Source organism: Niameybacter sp. (genome assembly GCF_036655075.1).
Taxonomy (GTDB): Bacteria; Bacillota; Clostridia; order Lachnospirales; family Cellulosilyticaceae; genus Holtiella.
Map to the genome: position 1 here is coordinate 13,471 of NZ_JAVVQU010000008.1, position 22,440 is coordinate 35,910.

The following is a 22,440-nucleotide window of genomic DNA, read 5'->3' on the forward strand; positions in this document are numbered from 1 at the left end:
ATAGTAATAATCCTAGAAAAGAGGGATCACTTATGAAAAATACTGACTTAAAAAAATCTAAATGTATTCAAAAGCAACTACAAAAGATTACTCAACAAGAGGCAAAGCTACTTGAAAAGAAAGAGTTCAAATTTATTAAAGATAAAGTGGCACCTATTCAAGAGAAGATAGGGCGTAAGATTCCACCCAAACTTCAGCAAACTTTGGAAAAGGCTTTTGAGACAGGCTTTAAGGTGGTATTTGAAAAAGGAGTGGGTCTGATTGAAAAGACTTATAAAAAGGAAGAAAAGGCCTTGGATTTTGATGTCAACCATTATGCTGTCTTGAAGCAGACCAACCATAAGAACATAAAAAAGCTAGATAAAGGTGCCAGTAAGACCATTCTTGGGAATCAGTTAATTTCTACTATAGAAGGTAGTGTGCTAGGTGCACTAGGCATTGGCATACCGGATATTCCTATTTTGATAGGTATGATTTTAAAAAGTATCTACGAGATTAGTCTATCTTATGGATTTGATTATACAACAGATAAAGAAAGATTATACATCTTATATTTAATTTGCGCAGGGGTTACAAAAGAGGATATTCAAGAAGATTATAATAGAAAGTTAGACCGTATTGCTATCCGTAAAGGAGAGGAAGCACTGAGTGCCAGCCTAGAAGTTGCCATCAAAGAGACTTCTAACCGACTTGCAGAGGCAATGCTTATGGCTAAATTCATACAAGGCTTGCCTTTAGTAGGCATTGTAGGGGGCGTTAGCAACTTTAATATGATGAAAGAGATTACCCAGATGGCAAGGATTAAATATAAGAAACGTTATTTAGAGGGACTTTTAAATGAAAAATAAGGATCAAGCAACATGGTATTATCAGCTCACTTGGCAAGTGGCAGAGCAAAAGAGCCTTGAAGCCAGTGAAGTAAGAGAAAAACTTATCCATCTCATGAAAATATGGTGTAAGTCACAGGAGGCAACCTTTTTAGAAACAACCTTTACAGGAGAATTTTTTAGTATAGCTTTTACCATTTTAGAAAATATAAATGTCTACAAGGCTACAAAAGGTCTTCAAAAAAGTCTTATAAAGGTTGTACCCACAGCTACGCTTGAGATAGTGGCTACCAAGTGGCTAAATGTAGCTCTTAATGGAGAAAGTAGAGAATTAGAAGGTGCAATAGCAGGAGATAGTCCACAAGATGTGCGTGTAAAAAAGGTGCTAGATGCCCTTTGGTCAGCTGAATACTATGATCTAGATGAACAGGTTACAGATGATTTGGAGAGCTTTAAACAGTATTTGGAAACGAGAAATCTTGCAATGTTAGAGGCTAGGCAACAGCTTTATCTTGTAGATATGGATGCCCTACAAAGCCCTATTAACCTAAACTGTTTTGAGTGTACTAAGCTGTACCGTTATGGGTGTTGTTGCGGGAGTCCTTGTGATATGAGTCGTAAAAACCAAAAGCGCCTAGACCAACATCTAAATGCCATAACAGAAGAAATGCGACAGCTCAATCCTCGTGACTATGATGAAGTGATGGAAAAGGGTGGTATTCTTTCCTTTGATGGGACAATTAAGACGTGTAATGGACGCTGTAGTTTGTTAGTTGAACATGAAGGTGTCCATAAATGTATGGCACATAAGTATGCATTAGACCATGCTATTCCTATTTATGAGTTGTGTCCGCTTTCTTGTTTGATGTATCCTCTTGAGGTGATGGAACTGATTACAGACAAGAAAAAGAAAGTCATTTTATTGACCTCAGTGGTAGATGAAACTTTTGCAGAAGCTTATGGTAGATGGGGTAGTTATAAGTCACTTGAGATAGAACATAGATGTGTGAAAGTAGACGCGCATAATGCAATCTTTAAAAAAGAAGACTATCAACCTGTCTATGAAGTAAATCGCAAACTATTGACACATGAATTTGGAGTAGAGGTGTACTTAGGATTACAGCAGATACTTTCCCCTTTTGTTTCATCTTATAGGCTTAACTTGAATATACTTTAGAGAATGAAGTAGAGGAGTTGGTCAGATGCAAAGAGGAGAAGGTTATAGAGAACTCTTTCAAGGCATAGATGTACCAGTGCAATTAGCGGATGGATCTTTTAAACAACCTATTAATTTTGATAACGGTGCAACAACCCCGCCCTTTAACTATGTGGGCGAAGTGATTGATGAAAGTATAGGTATGTATGGCGCAATCCATCGTGCAGGACAAAAATCTATTTATAGTACGGAGAACTATGAACAAAGCAAGCTAAAAGTTTTAAACTTTCTGGGAGTAAGTCCAGAAGATGGGTATTGTGTGGTGTATACAAAAAATACGACAGAAGGTATGAACTTGCTGGCTTATGGACTCTGCCATAGATGTGATGCAAAAGTGCTGTCTACTAGAATGGAACATCATTCCAATGATTTACCTTGGCGTAAAGAAGCGAAGATGTTCTACATAGAAGTAGATGAGAAGGGGTTTTTAAAGTTGGAGGAGTTGGAAGAGAAGCTAAGGTGTGCAGGTGGAACCATCCACTTTGTGACGGTAACCGCTGCATCTAATGTAACGGGGTATATCAATCCCATCCATAAAATGGCTCAAGTTGTACACCAATACGGGGCAAAGCTTATTGTAGATGCAGCACAACTCATTGCCCATTATCCGATTCAAATGAAAGGCAGTAAACCTGATGAAGATATTGACTTTCTAGTTTTCTCAGCGCATAAAATGTATGCCCCCTTTGGTGTAGGCGTAGTCGTGGGTAAGCATATGTGCATGGAGCAATGCATACCTTATGTACGAGGAGGCGGTGGCGTAAGTGCGGTTATGGATGATGATGTGTACTACAAAGAGTCTCCAGATAAGGAGGAGGCAGGTACACCTAACTATTTTGGTGTGATGGCATTATCAGCTGCGATTGATATGTTAGAGAGTATTGGTATGAATCAAGTCGTCAAACATGAACAAAGGCTCAAAAATCGTATGTTGTCAGGACTTAGAAGTATGCCTAAAGTCATCTTGTATGGAGACCCATTGTATAAGGCTAGGCTAGGTGTGGTGAGTTTCAATGTAGCAGGTATGCATCACTCTTTAGTCAATCAGTTGCTCTCAGAGCAAGGAGGTATTGCAGTGCGAAATGGATGCTTTTGTGCGCAACCTTATGTAGCTAGATTGTTGGGGGTATCTGACAAGGAGCGCTATGAGTTGATGCTACACCCAGAGCGTCCTCAACCTGGTATGGTACGAGCGAGTTTTGGCCTTTACAATACAGATGAGGAAGTAGATGAGTTTTTGCAAGTCATGCAGTGTATTTGTGGAGGTAAGGATGTAGGCATGAGACGTGCAGTACGTTATAGAATGAAATAACAATCCCTCATCACCCAATGAGTACTTTTGAAATAGGTACAGGTGTGATGAGGGATTATTATTTATTAATCAAAAGTAAATATCGAACGATAAAAATATAAATAAGAAAAATGTTCAACTTTTTTACTGGAAAGTCTGTTTTTTTAATCTAAAGTATGATAAGATGACCTTGACATAATATTTTTATATCCAATTAAATTCGACAAGATACAAGCTGCAGGACGGGAAACCTGGTTCACCATTTTTGGTCGGGGTATCTATACACTATTTTATTGGAGGACTTTTAGATGAAACAAACGATTGGTAACTTAAAACAACTTATTCGTGCAGGTCGTGGTATTGTGCCAGCACACACTGTAGTATGTGGAGGTACATTGGTAAACGTTATGACAAGTGAAGTTTACCCAGCTGATGTGGCGATTTATGAAGACACGATTGTTGCTGTAGGAGATGTAAGTGAATACATCGGCACAGAAACAAAAACAATTGATGCAACGGGTAAATTCTTAACACCAGGTCTCATTGATGGACATATTCATAGTGAATGTAGCAAATTAAGTATTACAAGCTTTGCAAAAGCTGTTGTACCTTGCGGGACAACAAGTATCATTTCTGGCCTTGATGAGTATATTTCCGTTTCAGGACTTGAAGGCTTACAAGAAGTATTTGAAGAAGTGAAGGCGAGCCCACTTAAAGTATTCTGGGGTGCACCTTACAAAACACCTTATACTTTCCCACAGTCCACAGTAGCTTTTAACTTCACAAAAGAAGTACATCATATCGTACAGCAGTGGCCAGAATGCTTCGGCGTTTGGGAAACAGTACGTGAATATATACAAGAAGAAGACGAAGATACATTAGGTGCTATTGAAGAAGCAACAAAAAACCGTCTTCCAGTCTTTGGGTGTGCCCCAATGGCAAGAGGAAAAGAACTCAACGGCTACCTCTGTGCTGGGATTCGCCTAGACCATGAAAGTTACGATCATGAAGAAGTCGTAGAGAAAATGCGTAAAGGGATGCACATGCTTATTCGTGAATCTTCTGTAACCCATTTCTTAGAAGAAAATATTAGAGCGGTAACCGAAGTCAACCCTTATTTAGCACGTCGTGTAAGTTTCTGTACAGATGATGTAACAGCAACAGATGTGATTGAAAAAGGACATTTAGACAACGTAGTACGTCTGGCAATTCAAGCAGGTGTTGCACCAATGACAGCTATCCAAATGGCAACGATCAATAGTGCAGAAGCTTATAGAATTGACCATATGGTAGGTTCTATTTGCCCAGGTAGACTTGCAGATATACTTTTTGTAGATAGCTTAGAAAGCTTTAAAGTAGAAGCTGTTATGACAAAAGGATGTCTTGTGGCAGAAAATGGAAAATTAAATTATGATCTTCAAGCACCAGCTAGAAGTGAAGTGCTTACAAGTCCACTTAAATGTGCGATGACAACCAAAGAAGATTTTGAATATAAAGTAGGTATTACAAATGGGACAGCAAAAGTCCTTTCTATGGATGTAAAAGGTCCATTCGTACGTAAAAGAAGAGATGTAGAATTAAAAGTAGAAAATGGTATTGTCCTTCCAGATACTGAGCAAGATGCTTTAATGGTATCTGTCCTTGAACGTTTTGGACGTAATGGCAACAAGTCTTTAGCTTTTTGTTCAGGATGGAAGCTTAAAAAAGGTGCTATGGCATCTTCAGCAGCACCAGATGACAACAACTTAATTGTTATGGGAGCAGATGCAGCGGATATGTCTCTTGCTGTCAATCACCTCATTGAAAATGGTGGAGGACAAGTTGTTGTAGCAGATGGCAAAGTACTTGAGTTTTTACCATTACCAGTAGGTGGAATTGCAAGTGACTTAGAACCAGCAGACATAGCATACCGTGAAACACTTTTATCAAAAGCGGCTAATGAACTTGGATGTGACTTACCAGAGCCACTTATGTACATGTTCTTCTTACCAATTACAGCGATTCCAGACTACGCGATTACAGACGTAGGCCCAGTTGACTGTATTGCTCTTACAACATTTGACCCAATTTTAGAACTTACCCAGAAGTAGGAGGCTTAATCAATGGAAAAACAACAACTTAAAAAACTTATCGACGTAGCAGCAGGCAGAGTGCCAGCTGACATTGTACTTAAAAACTGTAAAGTCGTAGATGTCTATAACGGATGTATTGTAGAAGGTGACATTGCAATTTGTGAGGATCTTATCGCAGGTGTTGGTACCTATGAAGGGATACGTGTGATTGATGCACGAGGTCAATACGCAGCACCAGGTTATATTGATAGCCATATTCATATTGAATCTTCTTATGTAAGCCCGGAAGAACTTGGGCGCTTAATTGTACCTCATGGGACAACAACTATTATTGCAGACCCACATGAAATCGCTAACGTATGTGGCCTTCGTGGGATAGACTACATGATCGAGGCTTCAAAAGGTACAGCACTAGACATTCAAATGATGCTCCCATCTTGTGTACCAGCTACGCCATTCGAACATTCAGGTGCAGTTATTGATGCAGAGGCTATGAAAGCACCTATAGCAAGTGGCAACATCTTAGGAGTTGGTGAGTTTATGAACTTCCCAGGGCTTATTGGAGGCCACGATGAGGCACTTGATAAAATTATGGTTGCTAAAGAGTATGGTAAAGTAATCGATGGGCATAGCCCCGGGGTGTTTGGAAATGCCCTTAACGCTTATGCAGCAGCCCGTATTCACACAGATCATGAGTGCGATACAGTAGAAGAGATGCATGAGCGTATTGCAAGAGGTATTTACGTTCTACTTCGTCAAGGTTCTGCATGTCACAATTTAAGACCTTTAATTAAAGGTTTAACGCCACAAAACAGTAGACGTTGTTTACTTTGTGCAGATGACTGTCAACCAAAGACTATTCTTAGTGAAGGACATTTAGACAATCACTTACGTATATGCGTAGAAGAAGGCATTGACCCAATCATTGCCCTTCAAATGGCAAGCTTAAATGCAGCAGAATGCTTTGGTCTTGATGACCGCGGAGCGATTGCACCAGGCTTACGTGCAGATATTGTACTTTTAGATAACTTAAAAGACTTCAACGCTGGGCGTGTCTTCATTGCAGGGCAAGAAGTGGCAGAGGGTGGTCACTATGCACTCCCAATAGAAAAGCATGATATTGCTACCACTAAAGGGAGCTTCCATGTCAAAGATTTCTCAGTAGAGAAGCTGCGTCTACCTATTCACTCTGAAAAAGCCCATTTGATTAACATCTTACCAGGTGGTGTGGTAACAAGTAAGCAAGTTGCTACGATCAAGCGTGATGCAAATAATGAATTTGTTTATGACTCAGAAGTAGATATTGTAAAAGTAGCTGTTGTAGAACGTCATCAAAATACAGGGAATGTAGCAGTAGCCTTACTAAAAGGTTATGGCATTACAGAAGGTGCAGTGGCGCTTTCAGTAGCCCATGACTCACACAACATTATTGTAGTAGGTGTAAATGATGAGGATATGGCATGTGCTGTAGAAGAACTCATTAAACAAGATGGAGGAATCATTCTTGTCAACAAAGGTGAAGTTATTGAAAGTATGCCAATGCCAATTGGTGGTCTTATGAGTGACCAAAGTGGAGAGTGGGTAGATGAAAAACTGACTCGTATTCACAAAATAGCTCACGAAGTGCTTCATATTAGTGAGGATGTAGAGCCAGTTATGACCCTTTGTTTCATGTCACTTGCTGTTATTCCAGAGATTAAATTAACAGATATGGGCTTATTTGATGTAAAACAGTTTGCCTTTATTCCAATTGAGGCCTAGAGCCAATAAACTTCAAAACTGAAAACTTAGGTAGAAACTCAAATTTCAAAGTTTAGCCTAGGTATCAACTTTTAAGTTTGTATAGGTTCAAGAGTGCTTAAAAGTTGAGAAACGCTAGTGCTAAACAAGCCAGGAGGAAACACTGCTATGCTTAAGAATTTTACGCGTATTCCGCTTTTTAGTACAGGGGATGTAGGAGGACTTACTTACATCTTAACCAATAATATCGTTAACTATTTAATTGTTATTGCTACACTTTCAGGGGTACTTGCTTGGCCAGATGAGTTAGTGTTTGGTCGTGTAATCCCTGGAATGTCTATAGGACTTCTTTTAAGTGGGCTTTACTATGCCTATATGGCGTGTAAGCTTGCTAAAAAAGAAGGAAGAACTGACGTTACAGCACTTCCTTCAGGAGTATCTACACCAGCCATGTTCGTTATTTTATATGGTGTTATTATGCCACTTAACTTTGCGTTAGAAGATCCATACTTAACATGGAGTGCAGCCATTGCCGCATGCTTTATTGGTGGGTTAGTTGAATTTTGTGGAGGCTTTATTGGTCCATGGATGAAAAAACGTATTCCAAGAGCAGCATTACTTGGAACGGTTGCAGGGATTGGGTTCATTTGGATGGCGACACAAGGGGTATTTGATGTGTTTAGTGATCCAGTTGTAGGTCTTCCCATTTTACTTGTTGCCATGGTTGGGGTATTTGGTGGGTACTTATTCCCTAAAAAGATTCCACCACTTGTAGTAGCAGTAGTAGGGGGCATAGTGTATGCCTTTGCTATTGGACGTACCCAACTTGACTTTTCAGGGATTGGTTTCTACTTCCCAAATCCAAAGGATTCTGTTCAAGCGTTAATCAATGGATTTGCAGTTGTAGCCCCATACCTTACGATTATTATTCCGATTGAAATCTATAACTTTGTAGAAACAATGGATAATGTAGAAGCAGCCAATGCAGCAGGAGATAACTACAGCATTCGTGAAGCACAATTTGTAGATGGGATCTGTACCATGATTTCCGCTATCTTTGGTGGAGTTGTACCCAATACTGTATGGCTTGGACATGCAGGCCTTAAAAAGGCGGGCGCAGGGATTGGGTTCTCTTGGCTCGGCGGTATATTGCTAGGCCTTGCAGGAGTACTTGGACTCTTTACTTTCTTTAGTGCCCTTGTACCACCAGCAATTTGTGCCATTACCTATCTTTGGTGTTCTGTCATTATGGTATCTCAAGCTTTCAAAGCATGTGATGCAAAACACTATGCAGGGATTGCTGTAGCTATGATACCACCTGTTGCAGATTTTCTTTTCACTCAAATTACAGGTGCAGTAGGGATTGCAGATATTTGGACAGAGACTTTACCATCAGGACTTGTAGGATATCAAGCAGATGTTTCTCAGTACTTAATGGACCACGGTGTGATGTGGAATGGTGTACCAGCTGTAAAGTCAGGAGCCATCATTATCGGGATTATTTTAGGTACAATGGTTGTCTTCATTATAGATAGACGATTGGACAAAGTGGGTGTTACAGCACTTGCAGGTGCAGCTCTTGCACTATTTGGATTTGTACATAGCGCAGCTCTTGGATTTTATCCAACTTCACCATTTGTACTCGGTTACCTTATTGTAGCAGGGCTTTGCTTCCTACTTCATACAGGGCGCGGCAAATGGTTCGATGCACCAGAGGACTTTGACTACGTATAAGTAGAAACAAGCGATAACAATATAGGCAAAAGAGGCTATGGAAACATGGCCTCTTTTGTTGCACAAAGGGATAGAAGCACCACAGAGGAAGTAAAGTAGGTAGCTATTTTATTAAATTAGAGGTTAAAAATGTAAAGGCAAGAAAAAAGCAAGAAAAAAATCCTAGAAATATAATATTTTTTTGATATAATTAAAGATGTAATTCAAACAAAATAACTTCGGTAGGTGAGGCTACCGTAGGGATATGGATTGTTACCGCAAAATGGTGGAGACACTATGAGTTGGTCAGCAGGGGGTGTCGAAGCCAAGGCATCACCTAACACAATTTCACCGCCCTACGATGCTAAAGCTTGAACGATGAAATTAGTAAGGTGTATATACCCTTCGTCATTGTGATGCTTTGGCGAGGGGTTTTTTATTTTGTTTAATATAAATTGAGGAGGTGAGAAGAATGGAAGCAGGCAGTAGTAGTACCGGCACGGGATCTGATAAGCGGTATAGAGGTGAAAAATGTGAGGACCCACCTCAGTCAACCATTTTTCTCACAAACGAAAGTATAAATTGAATATTTTCTTGCTGTAAAGGTAAGTCATCAGATTTCGTGTCTATCCAACTTGAGGCTATTTGAAATAAGGGAGGCTTTAGACATGAAAAAGAATATGTATATGAACCAAAAAGAAAGAATGATGAGACAACAAGAAGCAAGAGCAGGTGTAATTAACAAATGGCTATTAAATGTAGCCCATAAACGTAAAGATGTAGTGCTTGAGAGTATGGACACTTCTGTAGAAGGTTTAAGTCTAGAACAAGTTGAAAAAATGCGAGAAAACTGTGGACTTAATGTCATTAGTCATGAAAAAAAGGAGTCTTGGGTCAAGCGTCTATTAGGGGCATTTATTAATCCTTTTACGATAGTTCTTTTAATACTTGCGACCATCTCTATTGTGACAGATGTTATACTAGCAGGACAAGGAGAAGCAGACTTTACAACCGTTAGTATTGTCCTAACGATGGTGACTATTAGTGGGGTACTGCGCTTTGTGCAAGAGACTAGATCAACCCATGCGGCGGAGCAGCTAAGCGCCATGGTGAAAACCACTACATGTGTACAACGTCAGGGGGTTGGCAAAGTAGAGATTGTGTTAGAAGAAGTTGTAAATGGTGATATCATTGTGTTATCAGCAGGAGATATGGTGCCAGCAGACCTTAGAATGATAGAAGCAAAAGACTTATTTATCAGTCAATCAGCCCTAACAGGAGAAAGTGAACCTGTAGAAAAAGTAGTGGAACTGAAAAAAGGCAAAACTTGTGAAATAGCTATGGAGTGTGACAACTTAGCTTTTATGGGGACTAATGTAATAAGTGGAACGGCACGAGGTGTTGTTGTTGCCATTGGGGATGAAACCTTGTTTGGCAATCTATCTAAAACTATAGTAAGTACTCAAACTGTTTCAAGCTTTGAAAAAGGGGTAAACTCAGTTTCTTGGCTATTGATTAAGTTTATGATGGTAATGGCACCTGTGGTGTTATTTGTCAATGGCTTTACAAAAGGAGACTGGGTAGAAGCCTTAATGTTTGCGCTTTCAGTAGCAGTAGGTTTAACACCAGAAATGTTACCTATGATTGTGACTACCAGTTTAGCCAAAGGCTCTGTAGCGATGGGCAAAAAGAAAACAATCGTGAAGCATTTAAATGCGATTCAAAACTTTGGTGCAATGGATGTCTTATGCACAGATAAAACAGGTACACTGACACAAGATAAAGTCGTTTTAGAATATCATTTAGATATTCATGGTCAAGAAGATGAACGTGTTTTAAGACATGGATTTATGAACTCTTTTTATCAAACAGGACTTAAAAATTTAATGGACATTGCTATTGTTGAGTATACACAAAAAATTGGGAAGCAAGATATGTTTGCCACGTACACCAAAGTAGATGAAATCCCATTTGATTTTGAAAGACGTCGTATGAGTGTTGTGCTTAAAGATGAGTGGCATAAAACACAAATGATTACAAAAGGTGCAGTTGAAGAGATGTTAGGGATTTGCATGTATGCAGAGTATAAAGGGGAAGTGACTGCGCTTACACCAGCTATTAAAAAAGAAATTCTTCAAACGGTTGCAACGTTAAATGATAAGGGCATGCGTGTCATAGCAGTAGCACAAAAAACAAATCCTTCTGTAGAGGAAGTCTTTTCTGTAAAGGATGAAAGAGACATGGTACTTCTTGGGTATCTGGCCTTCTTAGACCCACCTAAAGTAACTGCACAAGAGGCAATACGCTCACTCAATGAATACGGTGTAGAAGTCAAAGTATTGACTGGGGACAACGAAAGAGTAACAGCTTCTGTATGCAAGCAAGTGGGCCTAAGTGCGGATAAAATTTTGTTAGGTGCTGATATTGAAAAGATGAGTGATGCAGTACTTGCACGAGAAGTAGAAAAGCATAGTTTATTTGCGAAGCTTTCCCCACAGCAAAAGACAAGGATTGTAAGAATCCTTAGAAACAATGACCATGTCGTTGGCTTTATGGGAGATGGAATCAACGATGCTGCAGCAATGAAAGAGGCAGATGTAGGTATTTCAGTAGATACGGCAGTAGATATTGCCAAAGAGTCAGCAGATATTATTTTGCTTGAAAAAGACTTAAATGTGTTGGAAGAAGGTATTATAGAAGGACGCAAAACGTTTGGAAACATGATTAAATATATTAAAATGACAGCCAGTTCTAATTTTGGGAATATGTTTTCTGTTTTAGTGGCCAGTGCCTTTTTGCCTTTTTTACCTATGCTTTCTATTCAACTGATTGTACTCAATTTGATTTATGATATTTCTTGTATTTCTATTCCTTGGGACAATGTAGATAAGGGATTTTTGAAGAAACCACGCAAATGGGACGCATCTTCTATCGGTAGTTTTATGGTATGGATTGGACCTACGAGTTCAGTGTTTGATATTGTGACGTATGTATTGATGTATTTTGTGATTTGTCCTATGGTATGCGGTGGAGGCTACTATGAACCTGGTGTAGACCAAACTTTATTTATGGCACTGTTCAATGCAGGATGGTTTGTAGAGTCATTATGGTCTCAAACTTTGATCATTCATATGATTCGCACACCAAAGATTCCATTTATTCAAAGTAGAGCCTCTTTAGCTGTTGGGGTTGTCACTACAGTGGCTATTGGTATCGGAACGATTATTCCTTATACTTCACTTGGAACTGTACTTGGAATGTATGCAATGCCTCCTGTTTACTTTGTATGGCTCATCGGAATTATAGTGGCATACATGATGCTTGCTACGCTCTTAAAGAAAATTTATGTAAGAAAATACGGTGAATTACTTTAAGTGGGAGGGACTAAAATGAGTAAAAAAGCATTGGTAATTGGGATGGAAGCAGAGCTATGTACATGGATTTATGAGCAACTTGCAGGTAAAAGAAACGATAATGAAGCGCTTCAAGAACTATTAGAAGGACTAAAGGGACTCAAAGAAATGGAGTACGGCTCATTGATTTTAAGTAGAGATGAGCAAGACACGCTACATGAGGGTATGGAAGAGAAGATTCAAAGTGGAGCGTTGATGATAGATAAGGTCAATAGAAGTGTGTCCTATGGGCAGGACCTCATTCAGCTCACGCCTAAAGAATTTGATATTTTATGCTTACTTGCCAGTAATAAAGGGAAAATTTATTCCAAAGAGCAGATTTACAGTAATGTATGGAAAGAAGCGTATACTTATGATGATAGCAACATTATGGCTCATATCAGAAAGTTGAGGAAGAAGATTGAGCCAGATCCAACCCATCCTATATTTATTCTTACTATATGGGGAGTTGGGTATAAGTTTATCAATCCAGTGCATCTTCCATGAATGGTCGGCTAGAGCCTCTTGGTCAAACAAAATGATGAGTATAGGTAAAGTGAATTTGCCTTACCCATGATTTTGTCAGGCCAAGAGGCTTTTAGTGTTTTGAAGAGAAGGTTTTAATAAATGTTAAAACGTGATAAAATCTTGAAGTAGAGAGTAAAAGAATAATTAGAAATATAAAAGGAGCGTTCACCTTGCCAAACCTATTTGACGGAATCAAGAAAGTTTCAGAAGACGAACTTAGAGAGCAGATTGCCTTACTAGAAACTTTCACTATGACCAACTTATCTAAACAAACAGGACAAAAAGTAGCAAAAAAACTTGTTCAAGCAACTAATCTTGTTGCAGGACTTATGAAAAAGGCACCTTTCCAAGCACCGGAAGTACAGAGTACAGAAGAACTTATAGAAAAAAATAAGCTTCAATGGCAAATGCTAGACCGAGAGGCCTTAGAGCAACATCTTAAAAATGTTTTAAAGCAGAAAAGTCAAAGTCTGAAATCAGGTATTATAGATGCAGATGCTTCAGCAGATGCTCTTTCAGTATTTATGATAGATCAGGCGGCTGAACTTTATGGGATCAAAGAAGAGCTTCTCCCTTCTCAAAAAGCAGATTTGATTAAAAAGTGTTATGAAGATGAGATGAGAGACTTCCAAAAAGAAATCCAACAGGCACTTCAAGCCCAACAAACACAAGCATCTACAGAAGGTATACAAGGGGAAGAAGCAGAGAAGAACCTAGAAGAGGAAGCCTTTGACATTCAAGCTGCTGAACGGATAGATATAGATGCAGAAAGTGATATTCAAGTACATAGTAGTATGCTAAATGAGGAAGTAGAAGGTTACCCTACAGAACAACCACAAGCGCAACAGCTTCTTCGCATGAGGCTAGAACAAAGTATTGGTGCACTCCAGTTGCCACTTGGAAAAAATAAATTAATACGCGAATTATTTGCACAGCTTATAACCCTTAGCGTCTGTCAAGAAGGTGGACAAATGGCTATAGATGAATCAGATTTGCCAAGTTTCCTACCGCTTAGAAATAGACAAAAGCTAGAACAAAATTACCAAGACTTAATGAAACAGCAATATCAAAATGAAGCACACTACCAACAAGTTTTACAAAGCCTCTTAGCGATAGAGGGTGATATTAGTGCTAAAAAGCGAGTTATTGAAAGAGAAGAGCAACAACAAGAAGAAACAAAAGGGCGTATAGAGAAGCTTATAGCAGAAAAGAAAAATCTACAAAGTAAGCTGGATGAGCAAAAAGATGGACTATCTTTATCCCAAGAAGAGGATATTCTAGCACAGCTTCAACAGCTAGAAATGACCGAGCTACGTACAGCCAAAGAAATGAAGATGAAAGAAACGGAAATTATTACCTATGAAGGTATGTTGATGATGAGCAAAGAAGAGATGCGTAGTGCAATTGCTTATATTGATATTTTCACCAGAAAAAAAGAGGACATTACACCAGAGCTTCAAAAGGTACTTGCTAAAAAGGATGATACAGCCCTTCGCATACACAGTGAAAAAGCAGCGAGACAAAAGGCTTTAGAAGAAAAGTGGCAAGCGATTTATAGTGGGTTTAAATTTGAGAAAGAATGTTTACAGACAGTACATACAACCTTTACGCTATATGAGCGCTTAGACATTGAAAGGGCCTTGTTAGAACTTCATAGTATGGAAGATGTGAAGGCACTTAGCTGGGGAGAATTAGAGAAGAAAGACTATGAAAGCTTTAAAATCTTACCAGATGAGCATGAACTCCATCACATGGTGTTTAGTTTAGTAGATGAGACGATAAGTATTATTGTTTATGAGCCACTAGAAGAAGAGCACTTGAAGGCACGTATTGTAAAAGTATTTAAGTACAATGAACATGAACCTGAAAATGAGTAAAATAAAAGAGCTGCCTACGCTGGCAGCTCTTCTGTTTTTTATAGCATAGCTTTGTAAAGGGCAATAATATCCTCTACACTTGTATCTTTTGGATTACCAGGTCTACAAGCATCAGCGTAAGCAGATTCAGCTAAGAAAGTGATGTCTGCTTCTTTTACGATATCTGTAAGTGTAGCTGGGATACCTACATCTTCTGAAAGTTTTTTAACAGCATCAATAGCAGCTTGTCTGTATGTAGCTTGGTCCATAGCATCTACATTTTCTACACCCATAGCACGTGCGATGTCTCTGTATTTTTCTCCTGTAGCTTCAGCGTTATAAGCCATAACTGTTGGAAGGATAATCGCATTTGCTACACCATGAGGTGTATCGTAGAGTGCACCAAGAGGGTGAGCCATAGAGTGAACAATACCAAGACCAACATTAGAGAAGCCCATACCTGCAATATATTGACCAAGAGCCATACCTTCACGGCCTTCATCTGTATTTGCTACAGCACCTCTTAAAGATTCTGAAATAAGTTCAATGGCTTTAATATGGAACATGTCTGACATTTCCCATGCGCCTTGTGTGATATAACCTTCAATAGCATGTGTTAAAGCATCCATACCTGTTGCAGCTGTTAAGCCAGCAGGCATGCTAGACATCATATCAGCATCTACAACAGCGATTGCTGGAATGTCATGTGTATCTACACATACAAATTTTCTGTTTTTCTCTACATCTGTAATAACGTAGTTGATTGTTACTTCTGCAGCTGTACCTGCTGTTGTTGGAACAGCAATAATTGGTACACATGGGTTTTTAGTTGGTGCAACACCTTCAAGGCTTCTTACATCACTAAACTCAGGGTTATTGATGATGATCCCAATGGCTTTTGCTGTATCCATAGCAGACCCGCCACCTACAGCGATAATGTAATCTGCGCCAGAAGCTTTGTAAGCTTCTACACCATTTTGTACATTTTCAATAGTAGGATTTGCTTTAATGTCTGAGTACATTGTGTAGATAAGGCCTGCATCTTCTAAAACTTTTACAACTTTACCTGTTACACCAAATTTGATAAGATCTGGGTCAGAGCAAAGGAAAGCTTTTTGGAAGCCTCGTTTGGTTACTTCTTCAGAAATGTGACAGATTGCACCTTTACCATGATAAGATATTTCATTTAATACGATTCTATTTGCCATTTTATATATCTCTCCCTTAAATATAGAATATGTCAAAATAATAACAATATAAAAAGATTTAAACAAGTTACACAATTGGACAAGTGTAACAAAAGTTACAGAGACAGTCATATGTCACTAGAATAATAGGATATACAAAGGGTACTATTGTATATCAGACAAAAGTAAGGAGAGTTTGATTGGAAGTGCCTCAATCAGTAAGTCTGCTAACTGGTCTGGGGACAGTTCTCTATCCTGATTAATCCAGTTTATCGTCATGGCAATGGAGCCTCTACAATACATTTGAAGGAGAAAATCCGTTTGTGTATCCAGGGCCTGACAATCTAACTTGCTTTTGATAATATCTGAATAAAATTTATAGATACATTCATAGTCGTAATTGATAAGGGAGTTATAGTCGTTAGAGTTAAAGGCTTGTAAGAAGAAAATCTTTTCATCTATAATGAAGTTAAATTTCTCAATAAGGGCTTCTCTTAACGTATAACGAATACCCATTTGTTTAAAGGATTGTTGAACCAACTTTTCAAAGTACCAGTTAACTAAATCATATTTATCTTGGAAATGACGATAAAAGGTTTGTCTCGTCAGCTGACAATGTTCAACAATGTCTTTAACAGTGATTTTATCTAAGGATTGAGTAACCATTAAAGCTTTAATCGCAGTAGCAAATTTATATTTTGTTTTCATAGTAGTATCCATAAGTTGTTCCTTTCACAAAATTACACTTTATTTTAACATTTTATAAGCGGATTTTAAACCTCTATCTTTAGAAACCAAAATAAAGAAATAAATGTGTAATCAGGATAAATTTGTAAAAATAGAGAGAGTTTGTTGACATAATGAGTGGGTTCTTATATAATTCAATATTAATAGGATACCTTTAAGATAGTCCAGAGAGGCTAATAAGGAGTCGTACATTGAACGGTGTATTTATGTCTTAATATCTTAAAGAGGTATTGAGTCTTTTTTTTTGGTGTCCTAGCAAACTAACTAACAGGAGGGCATCATGACAAAATCGAAAAATCAAGTGAATAACTTAGCTATTAAAATGGCGATTGCATTAGGAAGTGGTCTACTTGCTGGAACACTTTTTATCTTTTTAAGAGAGTACCTAGTAGGAAATGGACAAGAAGGGGTATGGAATACTTTAAACTTAGTTCTATTCCAAGATATCAGTAGTAATAGTGAAGCTTTAGGAATCTTTTACATATTAGGGCAGTTGTTTGTAAATGCACTACAACTCGTTATTATTCCAATGGTCTTTACATCTATTGCACTTGCAATGTGCCGCATTACCGATACAAAGAAGCTAGGACGTATTTCTTATAAAACAGTCATGGGATTTTTAGCAACTTCGATTTTTGCCTTAGGATTTGCAGGTGTTATAGGATTCATCGCACATCAAGCGGGTGTTTTCCAAGTGAGTATTAGTAATATCAGTGCTCAAGTAGGAAGCGAAGGGAGAAATCCACTCTTAGTGATCTTAGATGCAGTGCCTAATAACGTGACAGGTGCCTTCACTCAAAACGGAAAAGTATTAAGTATCGTATTCTTAGCTGTTGTAACAGGACTTATTATTCATAAGTTAGAAGGCGAAATTGTGCTCTTGAAAAAACTTTTAGAAGAACTTAATAAAATGATTACAGTATTCTTAAGTTTTGTAATCACAAAGTTTGGCCCAGCTGCTATCTTTGTACTTATTACAAGAACATTTGCCATCTATGGTGTAGAACACTTAAAACCAGCACTTGCTTATGTAGGGATTGTAACGGTTGCACTTCTTGTTTTCTTAGTGGTAGGGTATGCACTCTTTATCCTTCTTGCAACACGCTTAAATCCCATTCCATTTGTAAGAAAGATTGCTAAAGTGGCACTCTTTGGATTCTCTACTTCTTCATCAGCATCTACACTTCCGCTGAATACACAAACAACAGTAAACGAGCTTGGGGTAAAAGAAGAAGTTGCCTCTTTCATTCTTCCACTTGGAATGACCATTAATATGAATGGGACAGCCATCATGCAAGTGATTGCAGCTATCTTTATTGCATCTAGTGCAGGTTATGAAATAACACCAGGACGTATTATTACAATAGGTCTTCTAGCACTTATTGCATCAGTGGGTACACCAGCAGCGCCTGGGGCAGGGGCGATTATCCTCTTTACTGTACTGACAGGTATGGGATACCAAAATGATGCAGCAGTATTGGCATACTCACTGATTCTTGCCATCAACAGACCAGTTGAAATGCTTGTTACAGCATTAAATGTAGTGGGAGATGCAGCAACGGCAGTTGTAGTAGCTAAGTCAGAAGAGAGTTTTGACGAATCTATATACTACCAATAAAATAGAGTAGGTAAGGGCCTTATCCAGTGTAATGGATAAGGCCCTTATTTTTGAATAAATGGATAACATAAGTAAGTAAATGGAACTTGTAAATTCTACTTGTGCAATAAAGAAAAATAGCATAAGATAGTGGTTTAGGATAAGTAGAAGAGGAAGTTGAGGCACATAAAATATGTTGGATTCGGTGATTTTAGAACAAGAAAAAGCTTACTTAAAGCAAACTATAGATTTTTTAAAACAAGAGATTCACAAAGGGCTTGAAGGTGTAGATAAACAAAAAGCTACACTTTTAGGCATTCGTAAAGAAATGTGGGAAGAGGGTATGCATGCCATTGATGAGTTTGACCAAGCCATCGATATGAGCCAATATGTGAATATGGAAGCTATTGAAACTTCACAGTATAGGCATCAACTTGAAAAAGTCATGAACTATCAGAAGATGCTACCAGCACCTTACTTTGGACGTTTTGATTTTAAAGAAGAGGATGAAAGTGAAGAGAAGGTGTATATTGGGTATCATAATGCCATGAACGATGAAACTTACCAAGTGCTAGTCTATGACTGGCGTACACCTATAGCTGGCCTTTTTTATAATCATGAAGTAGGTCCAGCAAGCTACACAGCACCTTGTGGAGAAATAGAAGGGGAAGTGCTTCTTAAGCGTCAGTACGAAATTGAAAAAAGTGAGTTGAAGTTCTTCTTTGACTCAAGCCTTGCTATTACAGATGACATGCTTAAACAGACTTTAGGGCAAAACACTTCTCAAAAAATGCAAAACATTGTAGAGACCATTCAAAAGGAACAAAATCGTATTATTCGTGATGAGAAAAATGATGTGCTCATTGTACAAGGTGCTGCTGGAAGTGGGAAAACATCTATTGCCCTACATCGTATTGCCTTCCTTCTCTACAATCAAAGAGAAAAGGGTTTAACCCATAAAGATGTTATGATTTTATCTCCAAATAGTGTCTTTGGAGACTATATTGCAGAAGTACTGCCAGAACTTGGGGAACAAAATGTAGAATGTGCCACACTGGAAGATCTATTTGAAGCTTACTTTGGAAACTATATTAAGATGGGTAAGAAACATAGTCAATTAGAAGCCATCATGAGTAGTGCCAATAGAGAAAGAATAAGAAGTGCAGTTGGCTTTAAAGGATCTTATAGCTTTATGAATATATTAGACCGATATATAGAATGGATTGAAAAAGAAGGCATTGCCTTCAAAGATGTGTATTACAGACAAGAAAAGATTATGGGTGCTCAAGAACTAAGAACTCAGTTTTTAGATAACGCCATTAAGATGTCTGTCATCAAACGTTTAAAACGTATTGAAAAGATTTTGACCGAGCGTATCAAACCTTTAGAGAAAGAATACTATAAAGAAATGGTACAGGCATTAGAAAACGATCAAAAGAATAGGCTAGATGAAAGGGTAGAGGCAAAGCGACTTGTACAAGAAGCGTATGACAGATACATGAATCAAATCACACGCTTTACCCGTCTTAATGTCTTAAGAGCCTATGAGAAGCTTATGCAAAAGCCAAAGTTCTTCTATCAATTTGTAAAGGGTGAAGCCTTGCCAGAAGGTATTGAAGGAATGCTTAAGCATACAGCTAAGTGTTTAGAGCAAAAGCAGATTGCTTATGAAGATGGTGCAGTACTCTTATATCTCAAACTTCAATTAGAAGGAGAAAGCTTATATTCATCTATTAAACAAATTCTCATTGATGAAGCACAAGATTATTATCCAATCCACTACAAAATATTTAAGTCAATCTTTAAAAATTGTCAGTACACTATACTTGGAGACTACTGTCAATCTATTGAAAAACCAATTGAAGCATCCATTTATGATGGGATTATGCAAATCCTTCAACCTAAATCTGGATTACAAATTGATTTGCTTAAAAGCTACCGCTCCACTTACGAAATCTGTGAATTTTCAGGCAGGTTAAGGGGAAGTGACCAACAGGTTATTCCATTTGAAAGACATGGTGAGGTACCTAGGCTGATGGCTGCTAAGGATGAAACAGAGCTGATGGCACATATGCGTCAGACATTAGATGATTATATTGCCAAAGGCTATAAGCAACTTGCTGTTTTATGCAAGAATAAAAAAGAGTCTCTATACTTACAAGAAGTCCTTAAGGACTACAAAAGTCTAACAGGCAAACTTATTATAGGGCCTATCTACGAGGCTAAAGGATTAGAATATGATGCTGTGATGGTGTATCAAGCAAGTGCTAGTCAGTATTGTAATGAGTTTGATAAACAACTTTTATACGTGGCAGCTACAAGGGCGCTCCATGAAGTCAGTTTCCACTATGTAGGGGAAATGAGTCCTTGTTTAAGCGAATAATATATGGAAATTGACACAACCTAGATTCATCTATTGAATGAAGGAGTCTAGCGTGTGAAAACATTTATATTTTTAATCATTGTACTTTTGACTAACATTATTCAAGGCATTACTGGATTTGCAGGTACGGTATTGGCAATGCCCTTTACGATTTTACTCTTGGGGATAGAGGTTGCTAAACCACTTTTGAATATTGTCACCTTAGTGGCATGTGTCTTAATTGTATTTGAGTCCTACAAAGAAATTGTATGGAAAGAATTTTTAAAGATGACCGCCATTATGCTAGTGGGTGTATTTATTGGAGAATATATTTATGCGCTTTTTCCTGTGGATGTATTGCTTATTATCTACGCCATCTTTATTATTTTGATTGCCCTTAAAGGCATTTTTGTTAGAAAAGAATACGAAGTGACAGATGCGGTATTAATCGGTGTGATTGTACTTTCTGGAATTGTGCATGGCATGTTTTTATCTGGTGGACCACTGCTTATTATTTATGCAGTTAAGAAGCTTCCTAAAAAAGCAGCGTTTAGGGCCACCTTAGCACCTGTATGGATTGTGCTCAATAGCTATTTGTTGGTGAAACAGTTCATGGGTGGATTTATTACAACTCAAATTATGGTACTCTCCCTTATATCTGTCCCTATCTTGATTGTAGCTGTCATTGTGGGTAAGAAGTTGTATGAGCATATGAGCCAAAAAACTTTTTTAATGTTATCTTATATGCTCTTACTTATTTCAGGAATTAGTTTAATCCTTTAAAGCGGATTTATAGGATTAAAAGCTCTAAAAACCGTCAAAAGTTTTTAGAGCTTTTTATGTATAAACTTAAGTATAAAAATATGAAAAATAAGCTTGTAAAATTGAAAATTCAGAGTATAATAAAACTATAAGTAAGCGGTTGTGGTTCAATGGTAGAACACCAGCTTCCCAAGCTGGGAACGCGGGTTCGATTCCCGTCAGCCGCTTTTGTTATGTTTTATAATAAGGGGATGTAGCTCACTTGGGAGAGCGCTTGAATGGCATTCAAGAGGTAGGGAGTTCGATCCTCCTCATCTCCATTTCTTGTACAAACGTGATGCCTTGAATATCAGGGGATGGCGTTTTTATTTGCGCTTGGTATAAGCATCAGCCTTATGAAAGGCAGTTAGCAATACGAGAAGATGCACCCAAAGAGATAGTAGGTATTAAGCTACTTTGGACTATGTTCTTGTTCCACATTCACACTTTCATATGAAAGGTTTTACCATTCCGGAGGGGATACAAACACCTTCTGAAATAGCACACTATGCAGTGCAAACTTTCAAAGAAGTTGTTCAAACCAATTTAGCTACAGGCATTGCTCACCCGTTTGACCCTTGCAGGTTCAATGAAGAAGAACATAGAATATTCTTCAAGAGTATTTCAGATGAGGACTTCATGGCATGTTTTGCATTAGCAAAGCATATAGGGTGTAAATTCCACTTTGGATCAGACACACACTCTATTGAAAAATTAATAAGAGTAGAAGAAGAACCTTATGTTATTCAAAAGTTAGGACTGACTTTTGTATTCTAGCATAAAGTATAGTGATGTTAGGCATTTGTGATAGAATGGAGAAGTTCAGTTTGGCTATTCTATATAGATGTGCAAGGGGAAATTTGAGACAGGAAGAAAGGCGATAAGAATCCGTGTGAACTGGATATTTTTGGTGAAGCATTATATGAAGAATAGATGAAGAAAAGATTGCTTGAATAAGAGATAAGGTATAAAATAGATAGAAGATAGAAGAAGTAAAACTTAGGAAAACTTAAGATATAGAGGATAGGAATGTTAAGAAAGTTAACTTATAATACTAAGTAAAAGTAAAAGTAAAAGTAAAAGTAAAAGTAAAAGTAAAAGTAAAAGTAAA

15 protein-coding genes, 2 tRNA genes and 1 riboswitch are annotated in these 22,440 nt (G+C 38.0%); of the genes, 15 read left to right on the plus strand and 2 right to left on the minus strand.

The genetic code is table 11. From position 1 onward, the window contains the following. The first annotated feature begins 32 nt into the window (after nucleotides 1-32). From RRY75_RS03755 to RRY75_RS03795, 9 genes are all read left to right on the plus strand, one after another. Nucleotides 33-848, plus strand: coding sequence for an EcsC family protein (locus RRY75_RS03755; protein ID WP_332494026.1), 816 nt, complete (start codon nucleotides 33-35; stop codon nucleotides 846-848). Continuing rightward, nucleotides 838-2,004, plus strand: coding sequence for a hypothetical protein (locus RRY75_RS03760; RefSeq protein ID WP_332528145.1), 1,167 nt, complete (start codon nucleotides 838-840; stop codon nucleotides 2,002-2,004). Before RRY75_RS03755 ends, RRY75_RS03760 begins: the two co-directional genes overlap by 11 nt. 25 nt (nucleotides 2,005-2,029) lie before the next feature. Then, on the plus strand, nucleotides 2,030-3,355 hold the full coding sequence (locus RRY75_RS03765; RefSeq protein ID WP_332494024.1) for an aminotransferase class V-fold PLP-dependent enzyme: 1,326 nt from the start codon (nucleotides 2,030-2,032) through the stop codon (nucleotides 3,353-3,355). A gap of 287 nt (nucleotides 3,356-3,642) precedes the next feature. After that, nucleotides 3,643-5,424, plus strand: a complete 1,782-nt coding sequence (locus RRY75_RS03770; RefSeq protein WP_332494023.1) for an adenine deaminase — start codon at nucleotides 3,643-3,645, stop codon at nucleotides 5,422-5,424. Between the two features lie 12 nt (nucleotides 5,425-5,436). Further along, nucleotides 5,437-7,167, plus strand: a complete 1,731-nt coding sequence (gene ade / locus RRY75_RS03775) for an adenine deaminase (RefSeq protein ID WP_332494022.1) — start codon at nucleotides 5,437-5,439, stop codon at nucleotides 7,165-7,167. 147 nt (nucleotides 7,168-7,314) lie between these two features. Beyond that, nucleotides 7,315-8,880 (plus strand): hypothetical protein, encoded by a 1,566-nt coding sequence (locus RRY75_RS03780; RefSeq protein ID WP_332494021.1) that lies wholly within the window; start codon nucleotides 7,315-7,317, stop codon nucleotides 8,878-8,880. Nucleotides 8,881-9,090: 210 nt separating this feature from the next. Then, nucleotides 9,091-9,249, plus strand: a riboswitch (M-box (ykoK) riboswitch). Between the two features lie 296 nt (nucleotides 9,250-9,545). After that, nucleotides 9,546-12,233: a magnesium-translocating P-type ATPase gene (gene mgtA, locus RRY75_RS03785; protein ID WP_332527627.1), complete on the plus strand. Its 2,688-nt coding sequence runs from the start codon at nucleotides 9,546-9,548 to the stop codon at nucleotides 12,231-12,233. A gap of 15 nt (nucleotides 12,234-12,248) precedes the next feature. Next, on the plus strand, nucleotides 12,249-12,758 hold the full coding sequence (locus RRY75_RS03790) for a winged helix-turn-helix domain-containing protein (protein ID WP_332527619.1): 510 nt from the start codon (nucleotides 12,249-12,251) through the stop codon (nucleotides 12,756-12,758). 191 nt (nucleotides 12,759-12,949) lie between these two features. Beyond that, complete coding sequence (locus RRY75_RS03795; protein ID WP_332715725.1) at nucleotides 12,950-14,656, plus strand: hypothetical protein; 1,707 nt, start codon at nucleotides 12,950-12,952, stop codon at nucleotides 14,654-14,656. Between the two features lie 38 nt (nucleotides 14,657-14,694). On the opposite strand, the gene fucO is transcribed toward RRY75_RS03795, so the two are convergent. Both fucO and RRY75_RS03805 read right to left on the minus strand, forming a co-directional pair. Beyond that, entirely contained in the window at nucleotides 14,695-15,843 is a 1,149-nt protein-coding gene (fucO, locus tag RRY75_RS03800) for a lactaldehyde reductase (protein WP_332494061.1), read from the minus strand. A gap of 144 nt (nucleotides 15,844-15,987) precedes the next feature. After that, on the minus strand, nucleotides 15,988-16,530 hold the full coding sequence (locus tag RRY75_RS03805; RefSeq protein WP_332527617.1) for a TetR/AcrR family transcriptional regulator C-terminal domain-containing protein: 543 nt from the start codon (nucleotides 16,528-16,530) through the stop codon (nucleotides 15,988-15,990). Nucleotides 16,531-16,849: 319 nt separating this feature from the next. On the opposite strand from RRY75_RS03805, the gene RRY75_RS03810 reads away from it, so the two are divergent. The 6 genes from RRY75_RS03810 (at nucleotide 16,850) to RRY75_RS03835 (ending at nucleotide 22,106) form a co-directional block, all read left to right on the plus strand. Then, nucleotides 16,850-18,187 carry a dicarboxylate/amino acid:cation symporter gene (locus RRY75_RS03810; protein ID WP_332494058.1) on the plus strand — a complete coding sequence of 446 codons (1,338 nt, stop codon included), beginning with the start codon at nucleotides 16,850-16,852 and terminating at the stop codon, nucleotides 18,185-18,187. A 172-nt stretch (nucleotides 18,188-18,359) separates the two neighbouring features. Beyond that, nucleotides 18,360-20,549, plus strand: coding sequence for a HelD family protein (locus tag RRY75_RS03815; RefSeq protein ID WP_332494057.1), 2,190 nt, complete (start codon nucleotides 18,360-18,362; stop codon nucleotides 20,547-20,549). Nucleotides 20,550-20,603: 54 nt separating this feature from the next. Next, on the plus strand, nucleotides 20,604-21,311 hold the full coding sequence (locus RRY75_RS03820) for a sulfite exporter TauE/SafE family protein (protein WP_332527615.1): 708 nt from the start codon (nucleotides 20,604-20,606) through the stop codon (nucleotides 21,309-21,311). 135 nt (nucleotides 21,312-21,446) lie between these two features. Next, a tRNA-Gly gene (locus RRY75_RS03825) sits at nucleotides 21,447-21,517 on the plus strand. A gap of 20 nt (nucleotides 21,518-21,537) precedes the next feature. Then, nucleotides 21,538-21,610, plus strand: a tRNA-Ala gene (locus tag RRY75_RS03830). Between the two features lie 136 nt (nucleotides 21,611-21,746). Continuing rightward, nucleotides 21,747-22,106, plus strand: coding sequence for a hypothetical protein (locus RRY75_RS03835; RefSeq protein WP_332494054.1), 360 nt, complete (start codon nucleotides 21,747-21,749; stop codon nucleotides 22,104-22,106). Nucleotides 22,107-22,440: the final 334 nt, after the last annotated feature.